General features: G+C 55.9%; 21 protein-coding genes. 13 read left to right on the forward strand and 8 right to left on the reverse strand.

The features are described from left to right. The first annotated feature begins 11 nt into the window (after positions 1-11). The 8 genes from sfsA to panD all read left to right on the forward strand — a co-directional run bounded on the left by sfsA (position 12) and on the right by panD (position 6,633). Positions 12-716, forward strand: coding sequence for a DNA/RNA nuclease SfsA (gene sfsA, locus QQF33_RS13055; RefSeq protein ID WP_282491689.1), 705 nt, complete (start codon positions 12-14; stop codon positions 714-716). A gap of 174 nt (positions 717-890) precedes the next feature. Next, positions 891-1,346 carry an RNA polymerase-binding protein DksA gene (gene dksA, locus QQF33_RS13060; RefSeq protein ID WP_001155232.1) on the forward strand — a complete coding sequence of 152 codons (456 nt, stop codon included), beginning with the start codon at positions 891-893 and terminating at the stop codon, positions 1,344-1,346. A gap of 71 nt (positions 1,347-1,417) precedes the next feature. Continuing rightward, complete coding sequence (gene gluQRS, locus QQF33_RS13065) at positions 1,418-2,308, forward strand: tRNA glutamyl-Q(34) synthetase GluQRS (RefSeq protein ID WP_285153784.1); 891 nt, start codon at positions 1,418-1,420, stop codon at positions 2,306-2,308. A 176-nt stretch (positions 2,309-2,484) separates the two neighbouring features. Beyond that, a complete protein-coding gene (gene pcnB, locus QQF33_RS13070) occupies positions 2,485-3,885 on the forward strand; it encodes a polynucleotide adenylyltransferase PcnB (protein WP_282491734.1) in 1,401 nt (466 codons plus the stop codon). Continuing rightward, a complete protein-coding gene (folK, locus tag QQF33_RS13075; RefSeq protein WP_285150676.1) occupies positions 3,882-4,361 on the forward strand; it encodes a 2-amino-4-hydroxy-6-hydroxymethyldihydropteridine diphosphokinase in 480 nt (159 codons plus the stop codon). The genes pcnB and folK overlap by 4 nt, the downstream gene beginning before the upstream one ends. Positions 4,362-4,483: 122 nt before the next feature. Then, positions 4,484-5,275 (forward strand): 3-methyl-2-oxobutanoate hydroxymethyltransferase, encoded by a 792-nt coding sequence (gene panB / locus QQF33_RS13080; RefSeq protein WP_285150675.1) that lies wholly within the window; start codon positions 4,484-4,486, stop codon positions 5,273-5,275. Between the two features lie 11 nt (positions 5,276-5,286). After that, positions 5,287-6,141 (forward strand): pantoate--beta-alanine ligase, encoded by an 855-nt coding sequence (gene panC / locus QQF33_RS13085; protein ID WP_285150674.1) that lies wholly within the window; start codon positions 5,287-5,289, stop codon positions 6,139-6,141. A 111-nt stretch (positions 6,142-6,252) separates the two neighbouring features. After that, entirely contained in the window at positions 6,253-6,633 is a 381-nt protein-coding gene (gene panD / locus QQF33_RS13090) for an aspartate 1-decarboxylase (RefSeq protein ID WP_095284178.1), read from the forward strand. Position 6,634: 1 nt separating this feature from the next. Here the strand turns inward: panD and QQF33_RS13095 are convergent, their stop codons facing one another. The 4 genes from QQF33_RS13095 to QQF33_RS13110 all read right to left on the reverse strand — a co-directional run bounded on the left by QQF33_RS13095 (position 6,635) and on the right by QQF33_RS13110 (position 10,187). Continuing rightward, entirely contained in the window at positions 6,635-7,882 is a 1,248-nt protein-coding gene (locus QQF33_RS13095) for a polysaccharide deacetylase family protein (protein ID WP_285150673.1), read from the reverse strand. Positions 7,883-7,945: 63 nt separating this feature from the next. Beyond that, positions 7,946-8,386 carry a PTS sugar transporter subunit IIA gene (locus QQF33_RS13100; RefSeq protein ID WP_285150672.1) on the reverse strand — a complete coding sequence of 147 codons (441 nt, stop codon included), beginning with the start codon at positions 8,384-8,386 and terminating at the stop codon, positions 7,946-7,948. A gap of 107 nt (positions 8,387-8,493) precedes the next feature. Further along, entirely contained in the window at positions 8,494-9,264 is a 771-nt protein-coding gene (locus QQF33_RS13105) for an ABC transporter permease (RefSeq protein ID WP_282491681.1), read from the reverse strand. Then, a complete protein-coding gene (locus tag QQF33_RS13110) occupies positions 9,261-10,187 on the reverse strand; it encodes an ABC transporter ATP-binding protein (RefSeq protein WP_282491680.1) in 927 nt (308 codons plus the stop codon). Before QQF33_RS13110 ends, QQF33_RS13105 begins: the two co-directional genes overlap by 4 nt. Positions 10,188-10,294: 107 nt before the next feature. On the opposite strand from QQF33_RS13110, the gene can reads away from it, so the two are divergent. After that, a complete protein-coding gene (gene can / locus QQF33_RS13115) occupies positions 10,295-10,957 on the forward strand; it encodes a carbonate dehydratase (RefSeq protein WP_282491679.1) in 663 nt (220 codons plus the stop codon). 104 nt (positions 10,958-11,061) lie between these two features. Here can and hpt read toward each other — a convergent pair whose 3' ends face one another. After that, the gene (hpt, locus tag QQF33_RS13120; RefSeq protein WP_095280807.1) at positions 11,062-11,598 is read right to left on the reverse strand and encodes a hypoxanthine phosphoribosyltransferase; all 537 of its coding nucleotides are present in this window, start codon (positions 11,596-11,598) and stop codon (positions 11,062-11,064) included. Between the two features lie 204 nt (positions 11,599-11,802). Between hpt and QQF33_RS13125 the strand changes: the two genes are divergently transcribed. After that, the gene (locus QQF33_RS13125) at positions 11,803-14,193 is read left to right on the forward strand and encodes a glucose/quinate/shikimate family membrane-bound PQQ-dependent dehydrogenase (protein ID WP_285150671.1); all 2,391 of its coding nucleotides are present in this window, start codon (positions 11,803-11,805) and stop codon (positions 14,191-14,193) included. Positions 14,194-14,268: 75 nt separating this feature from the next. Here the strand turns inward: QQF33_RS13125 and cueO are convergent, their stop codons facing one another. Then, on the reverse strand, positions 14,269-15,840 hold the full coding sequence (gene cueO / locus QQF33_RS13130; RefSeq protein ID WP_285157945.1) for a multicopper oxidase CueO: 1,572 nt from the start codon (positions 15,838-15,840) through the stop codon (positions 14,269-14,271). A gap of 145 nt (positions 15,841-15,985) precedes the next feature. Between cueO and QQF33_RS13135 the strand changes: the two genes are divergently transcribed. The 3 genes from QQF33_RS13135 (at position 15,986) to speD (ending at position 18,115) form a co-directional block, all read left to right on the forward strand. Continuing rightward, positions 15,986-16,333 (forward strand): YacC family pilotin-like protein, encoded by a 348-nt coding sequence (locus QQF33_RS13135; RefSeq protein ID WP_282491733.1) that lies wholly within the window; start codon positions 15,986-15,988, stop codon positions 16,331-16,333. Between the two features lie 116 nt (positions 16,334-16,449). Beyond that, entirely contained in the window at positions 16,450-17,319 is an 870-nt protein-coding gene (speE, locus tag QQF33_RS13140; protein ID WP_285157946.1) for a polyamine aminopropyltransferase, read from the forward strand. Between the two features lies 1 nt (position 17,320). Next, entirely contained in the window at positions 17,321-18,115 is a 795-nt protein-coding gene (gene speD, locus QQF33_RS13145; RefSeq protein ID WP_282491675.1) for an adenosylmethionine decarboxylase, read from the forward strand. Between the two features lie 31 nt (positions 18,116-18,146). Here speD and yacL read toward each other — a convergent pair whose 3' ends face one another. Beyond that, complete coding sequence (gene yacL, locus QQF33_RS13150) at positions 18,147-18,509, reverse strand: protein YacL (protein WP_100777595.1); 363 nt, start codon at positions 18,507-18,509, stop codon at positions 18,147-18,149. Between the two features lie 177 nt (positions 18,510-18,686). Beyond that, positions 18,687-21,284, reverse strand: coding sequence for a bifunctional aconitate hydratase 2/2-methylisocitrate dehydratase (acnB, locus tag QQF33_RS13155; protein WP_282491674.1), 2,598 nt, complete (start codon positions 21,282-21,284; stop codon positions 18,687-18,689). Between the last annotated feature and the right edge of the window lie 615 nt (positions 21,285-21,899).

Raw genomic sequence — 21,899 nt, forward strand, 5'->3', positions numbered from 1 at the left:
AAGGATCCACGATGAAGTTTACCCCTGCCCTACAGCACGCCACTCTGATTCAACGCTATAAGCGTTTTCTCGCCGACGTCGTGACGCCCGAAGGTGAGCACCTGACGCTGCACTGCCCAAACACCGGCGCGATGACCGGCTGCGCCACGCCGGGCGACAGGGTTTGGTACTCCACGTCGTTGAATCCTAAACGCAAATATGCCCACACCTGGGAAATCACAGAAACTCAGCAAGGGGCGTTTATCTGCGTTAATACCCAGCGCGCCAACCCGCTGGTGAAAGAGGCCATCGACGCCGGGCTGATTCCGGAGCTCACCGGATACAGCGTCATAAAAGGCGAAGTGAAATATGGCGAGGAAGGCAGCAGAATTGACTTTATGCTACAGGCGGATGACCGCCCTGAGTGCTATATTGAAGTCAAATCAGTGACGTTAGCAGACAAGGATAATGGCTACTTTCCGGATGCGGTGACGCTACGCGGCCAAAAGCATCTGCGAGAGCTAATGAGTGTTGCGGCGGCGGGCAAGCGCGCCGTATTGCTGTTTGCCGTGTTGCATTCAGCCATTGAACGATTCTCACCCGCCCGCCACATTGACCCGAAGTACGCACAATTGTTGAATGAGGCACAAAAGCAGGGGGTAGAAGTTTTCGCTTATAAAGCGGAACTTTCTGCCGATAATATGACTCTGAAGTCGACGCTCCCCGTTGTGTTATAAGGGGTTAGAAGATGACGATTTGGTGTTCTGGCCGCGTGCGCAAATACGCTTTTCCTCACAGGCTTGTCAAGTGTTACGTTTAGATAATTGCCTTACGGAAAAGCATCTGCTATTTATAGCGACCTGATTTTTCCCCCACACGGGGATCGATAGTGCGTGTTAAGGAGAAGCAACATGCAAGAAGGGCAAAACCGTAAAACATCGTCCCTGAGTATTCTCGCCATCGCTGGGGTGGAGCCGTACCAAGAGAAACCGGGCGAAGAGTATATGAACGAAGCCCAGCTGTCTCACTTCAAGCGTATTCTTGAAGCATGGCGTAATCAACTTAGGGATGAAGTCGATCGCACTGTTACACATATGCAAGACGAAGCAGCAAACTTCCCGGATCCGGTAGACCGTGCCGCTCAGGAAGAAGAGTTCAGCCTCGAACTGCGTAACCGTGACCGCGAACGTAAACTCATCAAAAAGATTGAGAAAACGCTGAAGAAGGTCGAGGACGAAGATTTCGGTTACTGCGAGTCCTGCGGTGTGGAAATTGGCATTCGTCGCCTGGAAGCGCGTCCGACTGCCGATCTGTGCATCGACTGCAAAACGCTGGCTGAAATCCGCGAAAAACAGATGGCCGGTTAATCCCTGCCCTGTCGTAACGATCATAAAGGCGGGAGTCACTCCCGCCTTGTGACTTTTTGTCTGCTGTGAATATGCCTCAATCCGACTATATCGGGCGCTTTGCGCCATCTCCCTCTGGTGAGCTGCACTTTGGCTCGCTCATCGCCGCTCTCGGCAGTTACCTGCAAGCGCGCTCTCAGCACGGCATCTGGCGCGTGCGTATCGAAGATATTGATCCCCCTCGTGAAGTTCCCGGTGCGGCAGAAACTATCCTGCGTCAGCTGGAACATTACGGCCTGAACTGGGACGGTGAAGTTCTTTGGCAATCACAACGTCATGAGGCTTACCGCGAGCGCCTGGCGTGGCTGTATGAGCAAGGGCTCTCGTATTATTGCACCTGCACCCGTGCGCGTATTCAGAGCGCAGGTGGCGTGTATGACGGCCATTGCCGGACCCTGAATAATGGGCCGGACAATGCGGCGGTGCGTCTGCTTCAGCATCATCCGGTGACCCGCTTTGATGATTTACTGCTCGGCGAAATTAACGCCGATGAACGCCTGGCGCGGGAAGATTTCATTATTCATCGTCGCGATGGCTTATTTGCCTATAATCTTGCCGTGGTGGTGGACGATCATTTCCAGGGCGTGACGGAAATTGTGCGCGGCGCGGATTTGATTGAACCGACGGTGCGACAAATTTCCCTGTATCAGCACTTTGGCTGGCCGGTGCCGGATTATATTCATCTGCCGCTGGCGTTGAATGAACACGGGAATAAACTTTCAAAGCAGAATCACGCGCCGGCGCTGCCTGACGGCGATCCGCGCCCTGTTTTGATCGACGCATTACGATTTCTAAACCAAAATGTAAACAATGAATGGCAGGATTTATCCGTTGAGGAATTGCTGAAAAAAGCTGTCGAGGGCTGGTCGCTCTCCGCAGTGCCAAAAATCCAGCATTCTCAAATGCGTCTCGCTGAGCTATGATTAGCCGCTTTTTACACGAAGCATCCATGCTGCATCAAGGCGGCAACTGAGTGAATCGCTGGGAGTTTACACGTGTAAACGACCAGTGTGAGCGAAGGCAGCCAACGCAGAGGCAGCATGGAGGATGACGTGTAATTTTTTTGTCCTATAAATGAAACACACTACCGAGGTGTACTATTTTTACTCGAGTCGCTAATTTTTGCCGTAAGGTGCTAAGCCGCGATGAGAGCGTAGCGAATGACGCTATTGCTCAATCCCATATGTCGGTTATTCCGCGTGAGCAGCACACTATTTCCCGCAAAGATATCAGTGAAAATGCCCTCAAGGTGCTCTATCGTCTGAATAAAGCAGGCTACGAGGCCTATCTCGTGGGCGGCGGGGTTCGCGATTTACTGCTTGGCAAAAAACCAAAAGATTTTGACGTGACGACCAGCGCCACGCCGGAGCAGGTGCGTAAATTATTCCGCAACTGTCGTCTGGTAGGCCGTCGTTTCCGTCTTGCTCACGTGATGTTTGGGCCGGAAATTATCGAAGTGGCCACCTTCCGCGGTCACCACGAAGCTGGCGCTCCAACCGATCGCACCACTTCTCAGCGCGGCCAGAACGGCATGCTGCTGCGTGACAACATCTTTGGTTCCATCGAAGAAGATGCCCAGCGTCGCGATTTCACCATCAACAGCCTTTACTACAGCGTGGCCGATTTCACGGTGCGTGATTTCGTCGGTGGCGTGCAGGATCTGAAAGAGGGCGTGATTCGCCTGATTGGTAATCCTGAGACGCGCTACCGCGAAGATCCGGTGCGCATGCTGCGCGCCGTGCGCTTTGCCGCCAAGCTGAATATGCAGATCAGTCCGGAAACGGCCGAGCCGATCCCGCGTCTGGCAACGCTCATCAACGACGTACCACCGGCGCGCCTGTTTGAAGAAGCGCTGAAAATGCTGCAGGCGGGTTATGGGTATGAAACCTATAAACTGCTGCGCGAAAACAGCCTCTTCCAGCCGCTGTTCCCGACCATCGTGCGCTACTTCACTGAAAGCGGTGACAGCCCGATGGAGCGCATCATCGCCCAGGTGCTGAAAAACACCGACACCCGCATTCATAACGATATGCGCGTGAACCCGGCGTTCCTGTTCGCGGCGATGTTCTGGTACCCGCTGCTCGAAACCGCGCAGAAGATTGCCCAGGAAAGCGGTCTGGCCTATTACGACGCCTTCGCGCTGGCCGCGAACGACGTGCTGGATGAAGCCTGCCGTACGCTGGCGATTCCTAAGCGCATCACCACCCTGGTTCGCGATATCTGGCAGCTGCAGCTGCGTATGTCTCGCCGTCAGGGCAAGCGCGCGTGGAAGCTGATGGAACATCCAAAATTCCGTGCGGCTTACGATCTGCTGGCGCTGCGCGCTGAGATCGAAAACAGCAAAGAGTTGCAAAGTCTGGCCCAGTGGTGGGGTGAATTCCAGGTGTCCGCGCCGCCGGAACAGAAAGGGATGCTCACCAATCTGGACGAAGAGCCAGAACCGCGTCGCCGTCATCGTCGCCCACGCAAGCGCGCACCGCGCCGCGAAGGCAGCGCATGACCCTCGCGTATATCGCCATCGGCAGCAATCTGGCCTCTCCGCTGGAGCAGGTCAACGCTGCCGTTCAGGCGTTAAGCGAGATCCCACAGAGCCGCCTGGTGGCGGTTTCTGCGTTTTACCGCACGCCGCCGCTCGGGCCGCAGGATCAACCTGATTACCTGAACGCCGCCGTGGTGCTGGAAACGGCTCTCGATGCCGAAACCTTGCTGGATAACACCCAGCGCATTGAACTCCAGCAGGGCCGTCAGCGCAAAGCAGAACGCTGGGGACCGCGCACGCTGGATCTCGATATCATGCTGTTTGGCGATGAAGTGATTCATACAGAACGCCTGACGGTACCGCATTACGACATGAAAAATCGCGGTTTTATGCTCTGGCCGCTGTTCGAAGTCGCCCCGCAGCTCACCTTCCCGACCGGCGAATCGCTCCAGGCGATTTTGCAGCAGCTCAACGCCGAAAAACCTGCCCTGTGGTAAACCCGCTTTTTCGCTGATTAACCCCAAAATATTTGCTGTTAATCGGTTGCCTAAAATCATTGTTCCACTGAATGTTACTGTTAGAATGCGCAAAGATTCGTTTTGGGCCATCAGGAAACATTATGAAACCAACCACCATCGCCTTATTGCAGAAATGCAAACAGGAAAAAAGACGCTTCGCCACGATCACCGCCTATGACTACAGCTTTGCGAAGCTGTTTGCCGATGAAGGCATAAACGTCATGCTGGTCGGCGACTCGTTAGGGATGACGGTACAAGGACATGATTCCACCCTGCCAGTGACGGTAGAAGAGATTGCTTATCACACCCGCGCCGTACGTCGCGGCGCGCCAAACTGCCTGCTGCTTTCCGATCTGCCTTTCATGGCCTATGCCACGCCAGAACAAGCCTTTGAAAACGCCGCCGCGGTGATGCGTGCGGGTGCCAATATGGTGAAAATCGAAGGCGGAGCCTGGCTGGTGGAAACCGTGAAAAAACTGACCGAGCGCGCCGTACCGGTGTGCGGCCACCTTGGGTTAACCCCGCAGTCGGTGAACATCTTCGGCGGGTATAAAGTTCAGGGTCGCGGCGAAGCAGGACAAACGCTGCTGGACGATGCCCTGGCCCTGGAAGCCGCCGGTGCGCAGCTGCTGGTGCTGGAGTGCGTGCCTGTAGAACTCGCTCAACGCGTCACCGAAGCGCTCTCCATTCCGGTGATCGGTATTGGCGCAGGCAACGTCACCGACGGGCAGATCCTCGTGATGCACGACGCCTTCGGCATTACCGGCGGCCACATTCCTAAATTTGCGAAGAATTTCCTGAGCACCGCGGGCGACATGCGCGCTGCGGTCAGGCAGTATATTGCCGACGTCGAATCCGGTGTTTACCCGGGTGAAGAACACAGTTTCCATTAAGGAGTCTCGTTGTGCTAATCATTGAAACCCTGCCGCTGCTGCATCAGCACATTCGCCGCCTGCGTCAGGAAGGTAAACGTATCGCCCTGGTTCCGACCATGGGAAATCTGCATGACGGCCACATGAAACTGGTCGAAGAAGCCAAAGCCCGCGCCGATGTGGTGGTGGTATCGATCTTCGTGAACCCGATGCAGTTCGACCGCGCCGACGATCTGGCGCGCTACCCGCGCACGCTGCAGGAAGATTGCGAGAAGCTCAAAAAACACCACGTGGATTTCGTCTTCTCGCCTGCGCCTGCCGATATCTATCCGCAGGGCACCGAAGGTGCAACCTTTGTCGACGTCCCGGGCATTTCAACGATGCTCGAAGGGGCCAGCCGTCCGGGGCATTTCCGCGGTGTTTCGACCATCGTCAGCAAGCTCTTCAACCTGGTGCAGCCGGACGTCGCCTGTTTCGGCGAGAAAGATTTCCAGCAGTTGGCGCTGATCCGCAAAATGGTCGCCGACATGGGGTATGACATCGACATCGTCGGCGTGCCGATTGTGCGCGCCAAAGACGGCCTGGCGCTCAGCTCCCGCAACGGCTATCTGACCGCTGACCAGCGCAAAATCGCACCGGGACTGAGCAAAGTGATGAACGCGATGGCGGAAAAGCTCAAAGCGAATGAGCTGACGGCGGAAGAGATTATCGCCATCGGCGAACAGGAGCTGAACGAGAAAGGGCTGCGTGCCGACGATGTGCAAATCCGCGATGCGGACACGCTGCTTGAGCTTTCAGACACCAGCAAACGCGCCGTGATTCTGGTTGCCGCGTGGCTTGGTCAGGCGCGTCTGATCGACAATAAAGTGGTTGAGCTGACGCAGTAGACAGCGACTAAAAATCGGGCAATACTGCGCTGATATTTGCCTGGGGAATGTTTCCCCCCACCCTGCCCTCTCCAGCCGGAGAGGGACTGCATGAAGAGTAAAGGTAACGTTATGATTCGCACAATGCTGCAAGGTAAGCTTCACCGCGTCAAAGTGACGCAGGCAGACCTGCATTACGAAGGTTCCTGCGCGATTGACCAGGATTTCCTTGAGGCGGCGGGTATTCTCGAATACGAAGCCATTGATATTTACAACGTCACCAACGGCAAGCGCTTCTCGACCTATGCGATTGCCGGTGAGCGCGGCTCGAAAATCATCTCCGTGAACGGCGCGGCGGCACACTGTGCGGACGTGGGGGATATCCTGATTATCGCCACCTACGTCACCATGCCGGACGAGCAGGCGCGCAGCTGGCAGCCGAAAGTGGCCTATTTTGACGGCGACAACGAGATGAAACGTACCGCGAAAGCCGTACCGGTTCAGGTTGCCTGATTTACCCCTGCGGCTGATTGCTGATCAGCCGCGACATGGTCTCCAGCGAATCCGTTCTTAAGATATACAGGCGTTTCAGTAAGAACGGATTATCCCCCGGCTTTACCTTCCCTTTCACCGTCGTCACCGCCAGATGAAAACCGGCCTCGTTCGCCGCTTTCACCGCTTTGTCATCGTACCCGCCGAACGGATACGAGAGATAGAGCACGCGCGGGTTGAACTGCGCCAGCGCGCGGCGCGAACGTTCAAAATCAAACAGGATCACATGCGCGCTGCGGCTCAGCAAAATCGGATGTTTGTTGGCATCGACGCGGTGCAGGAAGTGGGTATGCGACTGGATATCAAACACATCCTGGATCTCTTTCAGCTCCGACACGCTCATAAACTGCAGTGATTTAGGGTCCCACTTCTGCGGGTGGCCTTTGATTCGCGACGAGATAATAAACGCCGTCGCTTTAAAACCATACTGCTTCAGAATCGGCCAGGCGTAGCGATTGACCGACTTCAGACCATCGTCAAAGGTGATCACCACCGCCCGCGCGGGCAGGTTCATTTTATTGCGCACGTACCCTTCCAGCTGATACATGGTCAGCGTGGTATAGCCCTGATCGCGCAGCCAGGTCATCTGGTTGTTGAACGCACGGACGCTGGTGGTCGTGGAGGTATGGCGGAAACGGGTGTTCTCTTCGTCACGCAGGATATGGTGATAGGTGATCACCGGAATACCGTTATCTTCCTGAGCATCCAGGCTGCTGATCCACGCCAGGCGGTTCCCCATGCGGATTTGAAACCAGGTCTGGTTAAGCCTGTCTTTCAGCTTGCTGAGGATCGGATAGCGCAGGTTGGAACTGAGCGTGCCAAAGGGCGCGCTGCCGCTGTTAGGGGCGTTATAAACCGGGGTGTCTTTCCAGGTGATGAGATTTTGATTGCTGAGCGGCTTGTTGAGATCGCCCAGGCTGTCCTGAACGCGCTGCTTACCCTGCACCTTTTCCAGGTGGCCTTTGTCGATAAAACCGGTGCCAAAGCCGAAGCGAAATTCGTAGTAATCGGCTGCGGTAGGAACCACCGCAAGAATTTGCCCCGCGCGGACGTTGCCGACGTTCACGACCTCGTTGCCCACCTGCGCCCAGATCGCCGCATCTTCAGTGGTTTGCATGTATTGAGCGGGCAAGCCTTGCTGGCTTAATAAACTGGCAGATGCGCCGCCGGAGACCAGCAGCAACAGCAGGAAAAAAACGCGCATAAACATGGGATTATTATCGACACAAAAAATCAGCCGCCATTGTAGCAAAAGCGACATCAATACCAATGTTTAATTCTTATACAGATCGTGGAGCAGAACGAAAGGCGGGTTTTTCTGCTGCTGATGCCACAGACTGCTGACGCCGGGGATCTCCTGCCCGACCAGCGTGTCGCGGAACTCCGCGCTGCTCAGCGTCTCGCGCAGGGGAGACATCATCTCCAGCAACGCGTAGGTTATTCCGGAAATCACTTCGCAGTTTTCATGCTTGTGGCTCAACAACGCGGCGGCACGGTACGGCGCAGCGCCCGATTTGTCGGTGAGAAATATCACCCCTTCGCCGGTATCCGTCTGATGCAATGCATCACACATCATACGACTGAGCATATTAGTACTGAGGCCGCGCCAGTAATTCACCGCCCGACACTGCGGCAGCGGACCAAACTTCTTTTCCAGGCGATCAATCATTGCCTGGGCATCGTCATCATGACAGGTAATCACCCAACCCAGCATAGCGTCTCTCCTATAGGGGAAAGTAGTTTAGCGGAGTGAAGGTTGATTTAGGGTGATAACTATCAAAGAAAAGGCCCCGGCAGACAGAGTACTGCCGGGGATAACACTCAGGTGCGCAGTCCGCGTCCACGCTGGATCAGATACCAGCAGAGGATGTAGAAGGCAATGATGAACACGCCGAGCACGATAACGGTGGTGAACAGCGGCACGTCGGTAATGCCGAGGAAGCCGAAGCGGAAGCCGCTGATCATGTACACAATCGGGTTCAGGTGCGACAGCGCCTGCCAGAATGGCGGCAGCAGCGTCAGAGAGTAGAACACCCCGCCGAGATAGGTCAGCGGCGTCAAAACGAAGGTCGGGATCAGGCTGATGTCATCGAAAGTGGTCGCGAAGACCGCATTCAGCAGACCAGCCAGCGAGAACAGGATCGCCGTCATCAGCAGCGTCACCGCCACGAACGTCCACGAGTGCACCTGGAACGGAACGAAGAACAGGGAAATCGCCGTCACCAGAATCCCAACCGCCAGCCCGCGCGCCACGCCGCCGCCGACATAACCGGCGATAATCACGTGCGTCGGCACCGGGGCCACCAGCAGCTCTTCGATGTTGCGCTGGAATTTAGCGCTGAAGAACGACGACGCCACGTTGGCGTAGGCGTTGGTGATCACTGCCATCATGATCAGGCCCGGCACGATAAACTGCATGTAGGTAAAGCCATGCATTTCACCAATGCGGGAGCCAATCAGATTCCCGAAGATGATGAAATAGAGCGTCATGGTGATCACCGGCGGCACCAGGGTTTGCACCCAGATGCGCATAAAACGGTTGATCTCTTTGGCCCAGATACTTTTTAGCGCCACCCAGTAAAGATGCATCATGCCTGCTCTCCTTGTTTATCATGGACCAGCGAGACAAACAGTTCTTCCAGTCGGTTGGCTTTGTTACGCATACTCAATACCTGAATGCCCTGCGCGCTCAGCTGCGCAAAGACGCTGTTAATGCCCTGCTCGCGCAGCACTTCGACTTCCAGCGTTGAGGTATCCACCAGACGATACTGATAGCCCTCCAGCTTCGGCAGCGGGCTTTTCGCCGCCAGGTCGAGAATAAAGGTTTCGGATTTCAGCTTGGAGAGCAGGTTTTTCATCGAGGTGTTTTCCACCAGCTCGCCGCGCTGAATGATACCGATATTGCGGCACAGCATTTCCGCCTCTTCCAGATAGTGGGTGGTCAGAATAATGGTCGTGCCTTTGTCGTTGAGATCCTTCAGGAAGCCCCACATCGAGCGGCGCAGTTCGATATCGACGCCCGCCGTCGGCTCATCGAGGATCAGCAGCTTTGGCTCGTGCATCAGGGCACGGGCGATCATCAGACGACGCTTCATCCCGCCGGAAAGCATCCGCGCACGTTCGCCACGTTTTTCCCACAGATCGAGCTGTTTGAGGTACTTTTCGCTGCGCGCAATGGCATCCTGACGCTCCACGCCGTAGTAACCCGCCTGGTTAACCACAATCTGCTGCACGGTTTCAAACGGGTTGAAGTTAAATTCCTGCGGCACCAGCCCCAGCTGACGCTTGGCGTTCACCACGTCTTTTTCGAGGTCATAACCAAACACCGCGACGCTGCCGGACGTTTTGTTCACCAGTGAACTGATGATGCCGATGGTGGTGGATTTCCCTGCGCCATTCGGCCCCAGCAGCGCGTAGAAATCCCCCGCTTCGACCTGCAGATCGATTCCACGCAGCGCCTGAACGCCGCCGGAATAGACTTTTTTAAGCTGCTTGAGCTCAAGTGCGATTGTCATGAATTAAACTTACCTATAGTTCTGACACACGTTGTGTGGTTTCAATAAAAGTCGAGTTACCCTATATTAGCGCAACGCTATTACTCGGTTACAGGTCGTTAACCTCTATGAATGACATAGATACACTCATCAGCAACAATGCACTATGGTCAAAAATGCTGATAGAAGAGGACCCGGGATTTTTTGAGAAGCTGGCTAAAGCGCAGAACCCACGCTTTTTGTGGATTGGCTGCTCTGACAGCCGCGTCCCGGCGGAACGCCTGACAGGTCTTGATTCGGGTGAGCTGTTCGTTCACCGTAACGTTGCAAACCTGGTCATTCACACCGATCTCAATTGCCTTTCCGTCGTGCAGTACGCGGTGGACGTGCTGGAAGTGGAGCACATTATTATTTGCGGCCACTACGGCTGCGGTGGCGTGCAGGCGGCGGTCGAGAACCCGGAACTGGGGTTGATCGATAACTGGCTGCTGCACATTCGCGATATCTGGTTCAAACATAGCTCACTGCTGGGCGAAATGCCGCAGGAGCGCCGCCTCGATACCCTTTGCGAGCTGAACGTGATGGAGCAGGTTTATAACCTGGGCCATTCGACCATCATGCAGTCGGCGTGGAAGCGCGGGCAGAAAGTGTCGGTTCACGGCTGGGCGTACGGAATTCACGACGGGTTGCTGCGTAACCTGGAAGTGACGGCCACCAACCGCGAAACCCTGGAGCAGCGCTATCGTTCCGGGATTGCCAACCTCAAACTCAAGCACGTTAACCACAAATAAGCTGCAAAAAAGCCGGGTGGCGGCTTCGCCTTACCCGGCCTACGATTCACCGCTCACGCTTTTGTAGGCCCGGTAAGCGCAGCGCCACCGGGCAAAACATAAGACTACTCGTCCAGCAGAACCACTTTTCCAACATACGGCAGATGGCGATAGCGCTGTGCATAATCAATGCCGTAACCCACCACGAACTCATCCGGGATTGAGAAACCGACAAATTCAACCGGAACGTCCACTTCGCGACGCGTCGGTTTATCCAGAAGAGTACAAATCGCCAGAGATTTTGGTCCGCGTAGGCTCAGGATCTCGCGCACTTTAGAAAGGGTGTTACCGGAATCGATAATGTCTTCTACGATTAACACGTCCTTGCCGCGAATGTCTTCGTCCAGGTCTTTCAGGATTTTCACATCACGGGTGGTCGACATCCCGCTGCCGTAGCTGGAGGCGGTCATGAAATCCACTTCATGGGACACCTGAACTTCACGGCACAGGTCTGCCATGAACATGAATGAGCCACGCAGCAGACCCACCAGCACCATATCGCTGCCGCTGTCCTGATAACGTTCGGTGATTTGACGACCCAGTTCGGCGATACGCGCTTTGATCTCCGCTTCCGGGATCATCACTTCAACAGTATGTTTCATATTACTAACCGTATGATTTAAAACCAATCTATCACTGCGGATGCTGATACGTCCGGCAATGATTCACAAGTTCAGCAGTATACCAGCAAATGGATTGGCCTGGCGCATGAGTTACAAAAAGCTCATTTTGTGATTCCGATCACACTTGTTAATACCTATAATTAATTGCTATCAAATAATTAACAAACTACAGAGTACTTTTCTATGGCTGAAACAAAATCTCCACAGCCGCGTCTACTGGTAACGTTAACAGCCGCATTTGCCGCTTTCTGCGCGCTGTATCTGTTAGCCGGTGGCGTATGGCTGGTCGCGTTAGGCGGCTCCTGGTACTACCCAATTGCGGGCCTGGTCATGGTTGGCGTGACTATCCTGCTGTTACGTCGTAAACGTTCCGCGCTGTGGCTTTACGCAGCATTACTGCTCGCGACGATGGTCTGGGGTGTCTGGGAGGTCGGCTTCGACTTCTGGGCGCTCACGCCCCGTAGCGACATCCTCGTCTTCTTTGGTGTCTGGCTGATTCTGCCGTTCGTCTGGCGTCGCCTGGTGGTGCCTTCTAACGGTGCCGTCGGTGGGCTGGTCGTTGTCCTGCTGATTACTGCTGGCATTCTGACCTGGGCCGGATTTAACGATCCGCAGGAAGTGAAAGGCACCCTGAGCGCCGATTCCACCCCTGCCGCCGCAATCTCTCAGGTGGCGGACGGTGACTGGCCGGCGTATGGCCGCAATCAGGAAGGACAACGTTACTCGCCGCTGAAGCAGATCAACGCCGACAACGTGAAAAACCTGAAAGAGGCCTGGACCTTCCGCACCGGCGATCTGAAGCAGCCGAACGATCCGGGTGAACTGACCAACGAAGTCACGCCGATCAAAGTGGGCGACATGCTCTACCTGTGTACCGCTCACCAGCGTCTGTTCGCGCTGGATGCAGCGACGGGCAAGGAGAAGTGGCACTTTGATCCGCAGCTGAACACCAATACCTCGTTCCAGCACGTGACCTGTCGCGGTGTCTCTTACCACGAAGCGCGCGCGGAAACGGCCTCCCCGGAAGTGGTGGCTGACTGCCCTCGCCGTATCATTCTGCCGGTGAACGATGGCCGTCTGTTTGCGATCAACGCCGAAACCGGCAAGCTGTGCGAAACCTTTGCCAACAAAGGTATCCTCAACCTGCAGACCAATATGCCGGATACCACGCCGGGCCTGTATGAGCCGACGTCTCCGCCGATCATTACCGATAAAACCATCGTTATTGCCGGGTCGGTCACGGATAACTTCTCTACCCGTGAAACCTCTGGCGTGATTCGTGGTTTCGACGTGAATACCGGGAAACTGCTGTGGGCCTTCGATCCGGGCGCGAAAGATCCAAACGCGATCCCGTCGGATGAACACACCTTTACCTTTAACTCCCCGAACTCCTGGGCACCGGCCGCGTATGACGCGAAGCTGGATCTGGTCTATCTGCCGATGGGCGTGACCACGCCAGATATCTGGGGCGGAAACCGCACGCCAGAGCAGGAGCGTTACGCCAGCGCGATTGTGGCGCTGAACGCCACGACCGGGAAACTGGCCTGGAGCTATCAAACCGTTCACCACGATCTGTGGGATATGGATATGCCGTCCCAGCCGACGCTGGCCGACATTACCGTCGACGGTAAAACGGTTCCGGTGATTTACGCTCCGGCAAAAACCGGCAACATCTTCGTGCTGGATCGTACTAACGGCAAACTGGTGGTTCCGGCTCCGGAAAAACCGGTCCCACAGGGTGCGGCGAAAGGCGACTATGTTTCTAAAACGCAGCCATTCTCTGACCTGAGCTTCCGTCCGAAGAAAGATCTGACAGGCGCGGACATGTGGGGCGCCACGATGTTCGACCAGCTGGTGTGCCGCGTAATGTTCCATCAGCTGCGCTATGAAGGCATCTTCACCCCGCCGTCTGAGCAGGGCACGCTGGTCTTCCCGGGTAACCTGGGGATGTTCGAGTGGGGCGGTATTTCCGTCGATCCAAACCGTCAGGTGGCGATTGCTAACCCGATGGCGCTGCCGTTTGTCTCGAAGCTGATCCCACGCGGTCCGGGCAACCCGATGGAGCAGCCGAAAGACGCGAAAGGCAGCGGTACCGAAGCCGGTATTCAGCCGCAGTATGGCGTGCCGTTTGGCGTGACGCTGAACCCGTTCCTGTCGCCGTTTGGTCTGCCGTGTAAACAGCCTGCGTGGGGATATATTTCCGCGCTGGATCTGAAAACCAATCAGGTCGTGTGGAAAAAACGTATTGGCACACCGCAGGACAGCATGCCGTTCCCGATGCCGGTTCCGGTGCCGTTCAATATGGGGATGCCGATGCTCGGTGGCCCAATCTCTACCGCCGGTAACGTCCTGTTCATCGCCGCAACCGCAGATAACTACCTGCGCGCGTACAACATGACCAACGGTGAGAAACTGTGGCAAGGCCGTCTGCCTGCAGGCGGACAGGCCACACCGATGACCTACGAAGTGAATGGCAAGCAGTACGTTGTCATCTCAGCGGGCGGTCACGGATCGTTTGGCACCAAGATGGGCGATTATATTGTCGCGTATGCGTTGCCGGATGATGTGAAGTAACAGCAAAACGGCAACCCGAGGTTGCCGTTTGTAGAACCGTAGGCCGGGTAAGGCGCAGCCGCCACCCGGCTTTTTTTACACCGTAAACCCGAGCATCATCCCCGTATCTTCATGTTCCAGCAGATGACAGTGCGCCATATAGGCAAACTCCTTCGGCGCGTCATGCTCGAATTTCACCAGCACTTCGCTGACGCCCCCTTCCACCCGCACCGTATCTTTCCAGCCCGTACGATGCGCCGCAGGCGCCTGGCCGTTCTCGGACAAAATGCGGAACTGTGTACCGTGAATGTGGAACGGGTGCAGCATCATGTCACCCTCACCGGAAATCACCCAGCGCTCGTACTGCCCTTTTTGCGCCGCAAACATCGGGGTGTTCATATCGAAGGCCTGCCCGTTGATGCGGTTGGCGTTGTGGAAATCAAAACCTTTTCCGCCACCGTGATTCATATGGCCCATGTTGCCCATCTTACCGTGATCCATGTTCATATGACCCATCGACTGCCCGTGGTGCATCCCGGCCATCGCCTGAGCGCCATATTTATTCATCAGCGCCTGCATGCCCATCATGTCGAGCATCGGGTCCATCGACAGCTGCAGTTTACGCTGGGTGAGCCCGTCGAGGGACGGCAGCGCAGGCACGGCAACGAGGGTGTCCGGCAGCGTGCCCGAGGCGGTGACCACCAGCGGCTGGATGCGCAGCACCGGGTGCGGCTTATCGAACGGCGCAACCGCCATCCCCATCTGGCTCACCGGGAGCGTGACGATGTCAAACGGCTTACCGTCGCTGATATCCACCAGCACTTCAAAACGCTCGCCCATCAGCATCGGCAGCTCACTGACTTTTACCGGCTCAGCCAATAGCCCGCCGTCGCTGGCCACCACGTACAGCGGGCGCTGGTCGCTGGCGGCAAAATTGAGAGATCGCGCGTTACAGCCGTTGAGCAGGCGCAGACGCAGCCAGCCTCTCGGCGCCGAATGCTGCGGGTAGATCGCCCCGTTGGTCAGGAGCGTGTCGCCAAACCAGCCGACCGCCGCGCTCATCACATCCAGCTGATAGTCAATCTGCCCGTCAGCGGTAAATTTCTTGTCCTGCACGATCACCGGCACATCGTCAATGCCCCACTGTTTCGGCAAGCGCAGCATTCGGCTCTCGTCGTCTTCAATCAGCACCAGACCCGCCAGCCCCATCGCCACCTGATGCCCGGTTTTACCGTGCTGATGCGGGTGGAACCAACAGGTTGCCGCGTGCTGATCCGGTGTAAAGGTCACCGTGCGCTCGCCGCCCGCTTTGATGACGCCCTGCGGGCCGCCGTCCACTTCACCGGGAACTTCCAGGCCGTGCCAGTGCAGCGTCGTCTCCTGGGCGAGGGTATTGTGAATATTCACCGTCACCTGTTTGCCGCGAGAGAGCTGCAGCGCAGGACCGAGCAAATTGCCGTTATATCCCCATGTCGTCGCCTGATGCGCGCCAAAGGCCGATTTTCCGGACTGTACGACAAGCTGAATGCGGCTGCGGGCGTCCGCCGTCAGTAAATTAGGGATCGGGAGCGCCGGTCTGTCGGCCGCAAATACCGCGCGGCTCCACAAAGGTAACGCGCTGGCAGCCCCGATGACGGCTGAATATTTCAAAAAATCACGACGTTGCATGTTCATTCCTTTTTTCCGTGCAGGCGATATTTTGAGCTTAAACCCTCCCCTAAGCGGAAGGTCAAGTAAAGCCGCAATAATAAAGGTCGTCGCGCTGGTATCAAGTATGCTAACGTTTAATTTCCGTGACGCAGTGGTAGAAGCAATGAAGACGTTTTTCAGGACAATTTTGTTCACAAGCCTGGTGGCGATGAGTGCGAACAGTTATGCGCTGAGTGAAAACGAAGCGGAAGATATGGCCGATTTAACGGCAGTTTTTGTTTTCCTGAAAAACGATTGTGGATACCAGAATTTACCCAACGGGCAGATTCGTCGCGCACTGGTCTTTTTTGCCCAGCAGAACCAATGGGATCTCAGCAACTACGATAGCTTTGACATGAAGGCGCTCGGTGAAGACAGCTACCGCGATTTAAGCGGCATTGGCATTCCTGTCGCGAAAAAATGCAAAGCGCTGGCCCGCGATTCGCTGAGCCTGCTCGCCTACGTGAAGTAACCTTCCCGACGCCCCTTTGTTGCAATGATGACCGTGCATGCGCGGTCATTGTTGGCTATGATGTTGCGCCCATTTTGCGTGGGTGTAATGGATGTTAACAAAGGAGGTATCAGCCTGTGACCGAGAAAACCCTATGGCACGAAACGCTGCATGACCAGTTTGGTCAGTACTTTGCCGTTGATAACGTGCTTTATCATGAGAAAACCGATCATCAGGATCTGATCATTTTCGAAAACGCCGCGTTCGGGCGCGTCATGGCGCTGGACGGCGTGGTGCAAACCACCGAGCGCGATGAGTTTATCTATCACGAAATGATGACCCACGTGCCGCTGCTGGCGCACGGGCACGCGAAACACGTGCTGATTATCGGCGGCGGCGACGGCGCGATGCTGCGCGAAGTCTCCCGCCATAAAACCGTCGAAACCATCACCATGGTCGAGATCGACGCCGGTGTCGTCTCCTTCTGCCGCCAGTATCTGCCGAACCACAATGCGGGCAGCTACGACGATCCGCGCTTTACGCTGGTGATCGACGACGGCGTCAACTTCGTGAATCAGACCAGCCAGACCTTCGACGTGATCATCTCCGACTGCACCGATCCCATTGGGCCGGGCGCGACGCTCTTCACCTCGTCCTTCTACGAAGGCTGCAAGCGCTGCCTGAACCCTGGCGGGATCTTCGTGGCGCAGAACGGCGTCTGCTTCCTTCAGCAGGACGAAGCCCTCGACAGCCACCGCAAGCTCAGCAGCTATTTTGGTGACGTGAGCTTCTACCAGGCGGCGATCCCGACCTATTACGGCGGTATCATGACCTTCGCCTGGGCGACGGACAACGAGGCGCTGCGCCATCTCTCCACCGAGATTATCCAGGCGCGCTTCCATCAGGCAAACCTCATCTGCCGCTACTACAATCCGGCAGTGCACACGGCCGCTTTTGCCTTGCCACAATATCTGCAAGACGCGCTGTCCTCTAAGGGGGTGAACTAAATTGAAAAAGCTGAAACTGCATGGCTTTAACAACCTGACCAAAAGCCTGAGTTTTTGTATTTACGATATCTGCTACGTGAAAACAGCGGAGGAGCGCGATGGTTATATCGCCTATATCGATGAACTCTACAACGCCAACCGACTGACCGAGATCCTGTCAGAAACCTGCTCCATCATCGGGGCCAATATCCTGAACATTGCGCGTCAGGACTATGAACCGCAGGGCGCGAGCGTCACGATCCTCGTGAGCGAAGAGCCGATTGATCCCAAGCTTATCGACCCGACTGAACACCCCGGCCCGCTGCCCGAAGCGGTGGTCGCCCATCTCGATAAGAGCCACATCTGCGTGCACACCTACCCCGAGAGTCACCCGGAAGGCGGGCTGTGTACTTTCCGCGCCGATATTGAAGTCTCCACCTGCGGCGTGATTTCTCCGCTCAACGCGCTGAATTATCTTATCCACCAACTGGAATCCGATATTGTCACCGTCGATTATCGCGTGCGTGGTTTCACCCGTGATATCAACGGCATGAAACATTTTATCGACCATGAGATCAATTCGATTCAGAACTTTATGTCCGAGGATATGAAGGCGCTGTACGACATGATGGACGTGAACGTGTACCAGGAAAACATCTTCCACACCAAGATGTTACTGAAGGAGTTCGACCTCCAGCACTACATGTTCCACACGAAGCCTGAAGATTTAAGCGAAGAAGAGCGGAAGACGATCACCGACCTGCTCTGGAAAGAGATGCGCGAAATCTACTACGGCCGCAATATTCCGGCCGTGTAAAACGCGCGGGGAGCAAGGATGCTCCGCTGGTTTACTTCTGTTTCATAAAATCTCGGTACGCCGCCACCACCTGTAAAAAGTCCTCTACGCCGCACAGCGACAGGCTCTCTTCGTCGTAGTAGCTCATCCCCTCTTCCATCTCATCGCCGGAAAACTCGAGCTGATTGGCGCGAACCATCACCTCTTCGCCGTCCATCCAGAGGGTGTACTCGTGTCCGACGCGCTGCCAGGAGCGCTCGCTGCCTTTGACGGTCTGCGCAGCGTCTTCGACTTCATCGAGCAGGGCGAGATTTTCTTTCACTTCTTCGTTAAACCAGTGCCCGACCACTTCGTGGCCCATCGACATGCGCACTTTCACCACTCCGGTGATATCGCGCAGAAATTCGTAATCCATGGTGTTTTCCTCTGCAGAGCCATGGCGTAATTATCGCAGATAGAGAGGAGATAAAAAGCGGGACGGGTGTCAGGAGTGGAAAATAAAAAACCCCGCGTTGAATAACGCGAGGTTTTGGGGGCTGTGCGGTCTGGTGTCCTCACCCCGGCCCTCTCCCACGGGAGAGGGAGAAGACACTTATACCGCGGTCTGGAAGATCACGCCGTCCGCTTTCTCGGTGTACTGAGAGAGCTTATCGAAGTTCAGATAGCGATAGGTATCCACCGCCGTCTTATCAACCTGAGCAACATAGGTCTGGTACTCTTCCGGCGTTGGGAGTTTGCCGATCAGCGCCGCAACCGCCGCCAGCTCCGCAGAGGCCAGGTAGACGTTCGCGCCGGTTCCTAAACGGTTCGGGAAGTTACGGGTTGAGGTGGAGACCACGGTCGCACCGTCAGCCACGCGCGCCTGGTTACCCATACACAGGGAACAGCCAGGGATTTCGATGCGCGCACCGCTCTTACCAAACACGCTGTAGTAGCCTTCTTCCGTCAGCTGTGCCGCATCCATACGCGTTGGCGGAGCGACCCACAGACGGGTTGGCAGCTGGCCTTTATGGGTATCCAGCAGCTTACCGGCCGCACGGAAGTGACCGATGTTGGTCATGCAAGAGCCGATGAACACTTCGTCGATCTTATCGCCCTGCACATCAGACAGCAGACGCGCATCGTCAGGATCGTTTGGTGCACACAGGATTGGCTCTTTGATGTCCGCCAGATCGATGTCGATCACCGCCGCGTATTCTGCGTCAGCATCGGCTTCGAGCAGCTGCGGATCGGCCAGCCATTTTTCCATGCCCTGCACGCGACGCTCCAGCGTACGACGATCGCCGTAACCTTCGGCAATCATCCACTTCAGCAGCACGATGTTAGAGGTGAGATACTCAACGATCGGCTCCTGGTTCAGCTTGATGGTGCAGCCTGCCGCAGAACGCTCGGCGGACGCATCGGTCAGCTCAAACGCCTGCTCCACTTTCAGATCCGGCAGACCTTCGATCTCCAGAATGCGGCCAGAGAAGATGTTCTTCTTGCCTTTCTTCTCAACGGTCAGCAGACCCTGTTTGATCGCGTACAGCGGGATCGCATGTACCAGATCGCGCAGAGTGATGCCCGGCTGCATTTTGCCTTTGAAGCGCACCAGAACGGATTCCGGCATGTCCAGCGGCATCACGCCCGTCGCGGCAGCAAACGCCACCAGACCAGAACCGGCCGGGAAGGAGATGCCGATCGGGAAACGGGTATGGGAGTCACCACCGGTACCGACGGTATCCGGCAGCAGCATACGGTTCAGCCAGGAGTGGATCACACCATCGCCCGGACGCAGGGAGACGCCGCCACGGTTCATGATGAAGTCTGGCAGAGTGTGGTGTGTGGTCACGTCAACCGGCTTCGGATAGGCCGCCGTGTGGCAGAAGGACTGCATCACCAGGTCAGACGAGAAGCCCAGACACGCCAGGTCTTTCAGCTCATCACGGGTCATTGGACCGGTGGTGTCCTGAGAACCGACGGAGGTCATTTTTGGCTCGCAGTACGCGCCCGGACGAACGCCGGTCACGCCGCATGCACGACCGACCATTTTCTGTGCCAGGGAGAAGCCGCGATTGCTCTCGGCCACGTCTTTCGCCTGACGGAACACATCGCTGTGCGGCAGACCGAGCGCTTCACGCGCTTTGGTGGTCAGGCCGCGACCGATGATCAGCGGGATACGGCCACCGGCGCGCACTTCGTCGATCAGCACGTCGGTTTTCAGCTCGAAGCTTGCCAGCAGTTCATTGGTTTCGTGGTTGCGGACTTCGCCTTTGAACGGATAAACGTCAATCACGTCACCCATGTTCAGGTTGTTGACGTCCACTTCGATCGGCAGTGCGCCCGCATCTTCCATAGTGTTGAAGAAGATCGGTGCGATTTTACCGCCAAGACACAGGCCGCCGCCGCGCTTGTTCGGCACATGAGGGATATCATCGCCCATGAACCACAGCACCGAGTTGGTCGCGGATTTACGCGAAGAGCCGGTCCCGACTACGTCACCGACGTAGGCCAGCGGGAAGCCTTTCTTATTTAACTCTTCGATCTGTTTGATCGGGCCAACGCTGCCCGGCTGATCCGGATGGATGCCTTCGCGGGCGTTTTTCAGCATCGCCAGAGCGTGCAGTGGGATATCCGGGCGAGACCAGGCATCCGGAGCCGGCGACAGGTCATCGGTGTTGGTTTCACCGGTCACTTTGAAGACGGTGACGGTAATTTTTTCGGCAAGCTGTGGACGGTTCAGGAACCATTCGGCATCAGCCCAGGATTGCATCACCTGTTTTGCGTGACGGTTGCCGGCTTTGGCTTTCTCTTCCACATCGTAGAAGTTATCAAACATCAGCAGCGTCTGAGACAGCGCTTTGGCGGCAATCGGTGCCAGCGCGTCGCTATCCAGTGCATCAATTAACGGATGAATGTTGTAGCCGCCCTGCATGGTGCCGAGCAGTTCAATGGCTTTTTCAGGAGTGACCAGTGGGGAGGTGGCTTCGCCTTTGGCAACGGCAGCAAGGAATCCGGCTTTTACATACGCGGCTTCATCGACGCCAGGCGGAACGCGGTTGATCAACAGATCTAACAGGAATTCTTCTTCGCCCGCAGGCGGGTTCTTCAGCAGCTCGACGAGGCCGGCCATCTGGGTTGCATCTAAGGGTTTCGGTACAATTCCCTCGGCGGCACGTTCTGCTACGTGCTTACGGTATTCTTCTAGCACGACGGTTCTCCTCGCTCTCATTGTCATATGCGGTCGGCGTTCTCTTCACGCTCCTGTGAGACAGCAGTTTGTAGGGTAAATGCCCGATACCGCGTCGGGCAGCATAGCAGGATTTCTGCACAGTGTTAATCCGTTTACAAAAAAGCAACATTAAATAGTTTGCTGAATCGTTAAGGATGGTATAGCGCGCAAAGAGAGGGATTTTTCGGGCACAAAAAAACCGCCTTTCAGCGGTTTAGTTGGTGCCTTGCGGTGGTAGCACACCGGGCTGGCAGGTTTTGCGGCAATCCCAACGTTTTGAATTTTGCTCTTTCATTTGGTGCTGTGCAAGTCCTGTTTTTCTTTTTGCGTAGCGCCTTCAGCTTTCAAATGAAAATCAAAGAAACATTATCTCCGCGCTTCTTCCTCGATACTTCATACGCTAATCTCCATTCCGGCCTGCTTCGCTGGTGTAGCAACCAGTCACCGGGCCCGGAAGCAGTTCCATAACCTACGCGGCAATTCCAACTTGCCTGGTTCTGCCTTTTCCGGTGAAGAAGGAACCCGCGTAGCCCTGCAAAGGAACGCACGCAATGGAGATGCGATATATCTATGCGCTGATCGTTGTGACCGGTT

The sequence above is a fragment of the Lelliottia wanjuensis genome (assembly GCF_030238365.1).
Lineage (GTDB): Bacteria > Pseudomonadota > Gammaproteobacteria > Enterobacterales > Enterobacteriaceae > Enterobacter > Enterobacter wanjuensis.

Excerpts from the sequence above, each read along its gene's own strand:
- cueO (WP_285157945.1), bottom strand. The coding sequence starts at position 15,840 with ATGCAACGTCGTGATTTTTTGAAATATTCAGCCGTCATCGGGGCTGCC.
- QQF33_RS13100 (WP_285150672.1), bottom strand. The coding sequence starts at position 8,386 with ATGCTGGGTTGGGTGATTACCTGTCATGATGACGATGCCCAGGCAATG.
- yacL (WP_100777595.1), bottom strand. The coding sequence starts at position 18,509 with ATGGATTACGAATTTCTGCGCGATATCACCGGAGTGGTGAAAGTGCGC.
- QQF33_RS13135 (WP_282491733.1), top strand. The coding sequence starts at position 15,986 with ATGAAGACGTTTTTCAGGACAATTTTGTTCACAAGCCTGGTGGCGATG.
- gluQRS (WP_285153784.1), top strand. The coding sequence starts at position 1,418 with ATGCCTCAATCCGACTATATCGGGCGCTTTGCGCCATCTCCCTCTGGT.
- sfsA (WP_282491689.1), top strand. The coding sequence starts at position 12 with ATGAAGTTTACCCCTGCCCTACAGCACGCCACTCTGATTCAACGCTAT.
- can (WP_282491679.1), top strand. The coding sequence starts at position 10,295 with ATGAATGACATAGATACACTCATCAGCAACAATGCACTATGGTCAAAA.
- QQF33_RS13105 (WP_282491681.1), bottom strand. The coding sequence starts at position 9,264 with ATGATGCATCTTTACTGGGTGGCGCTAAAAAGTATCTGGGCCAAAGAG.
- panD (WP_095284178.1), top strand. The coding sequence starts at position 6,253 with ATGATTCGCACAATGCTGCAAGGTAAGCTTCACCGCGTCAAAGTGACG.
- dksA (WP_001155232.1), top strand. The coding sequence starts at position 891 with ATGCAAGAAGGGCAAAACCGTAAAACATCGTCCCTGAGTATTCTCGCC.
- QQF33_RS13110 (WP_282491680.1), bottom strand. The coding sequence starts at position 10,187 with ATGACAATCGCACTTGAGCTCAAGCAGCTTAAAAAAGTCTATTCCGGC.
- hpt (WP_095280807.1), bottom strand. The coding sequence starts at position 11,598 with ATGAAACATACTGTTGAAGTGATGATCCCGGAAGCGGAGATCAAAGCG.
- panB (WP_285150675.1), top strand. The coding sequence starts at position 4,484 with ATGAAACCAACCACCATCGCCTTATTGCAGAAATGCAAACAGGAAAAA.
- folK (WP_285150676.1), top strand. The coding sequence starts at position 3,882 with ATGACCCTCGCGTATATCGCCATCGGCAGCAATCTGGCCTCTCCGCTG.
- QQF33_RS13125 (WP_285150671.1), top strand. The coding sequence starts at position 11,803 with ATGGCTGAAACAAAATCTCCACAGCCGCGTCTACTGGTAACGTTAACA.
- QQF33_RS13095 (WP_285150673.1), bottom strand. The coding sequence starts at position 7,882 with ATGTTTATGCGCGTTTTTTTCCTGCTGTTGCTGCTGGTCTCCGGCGGC.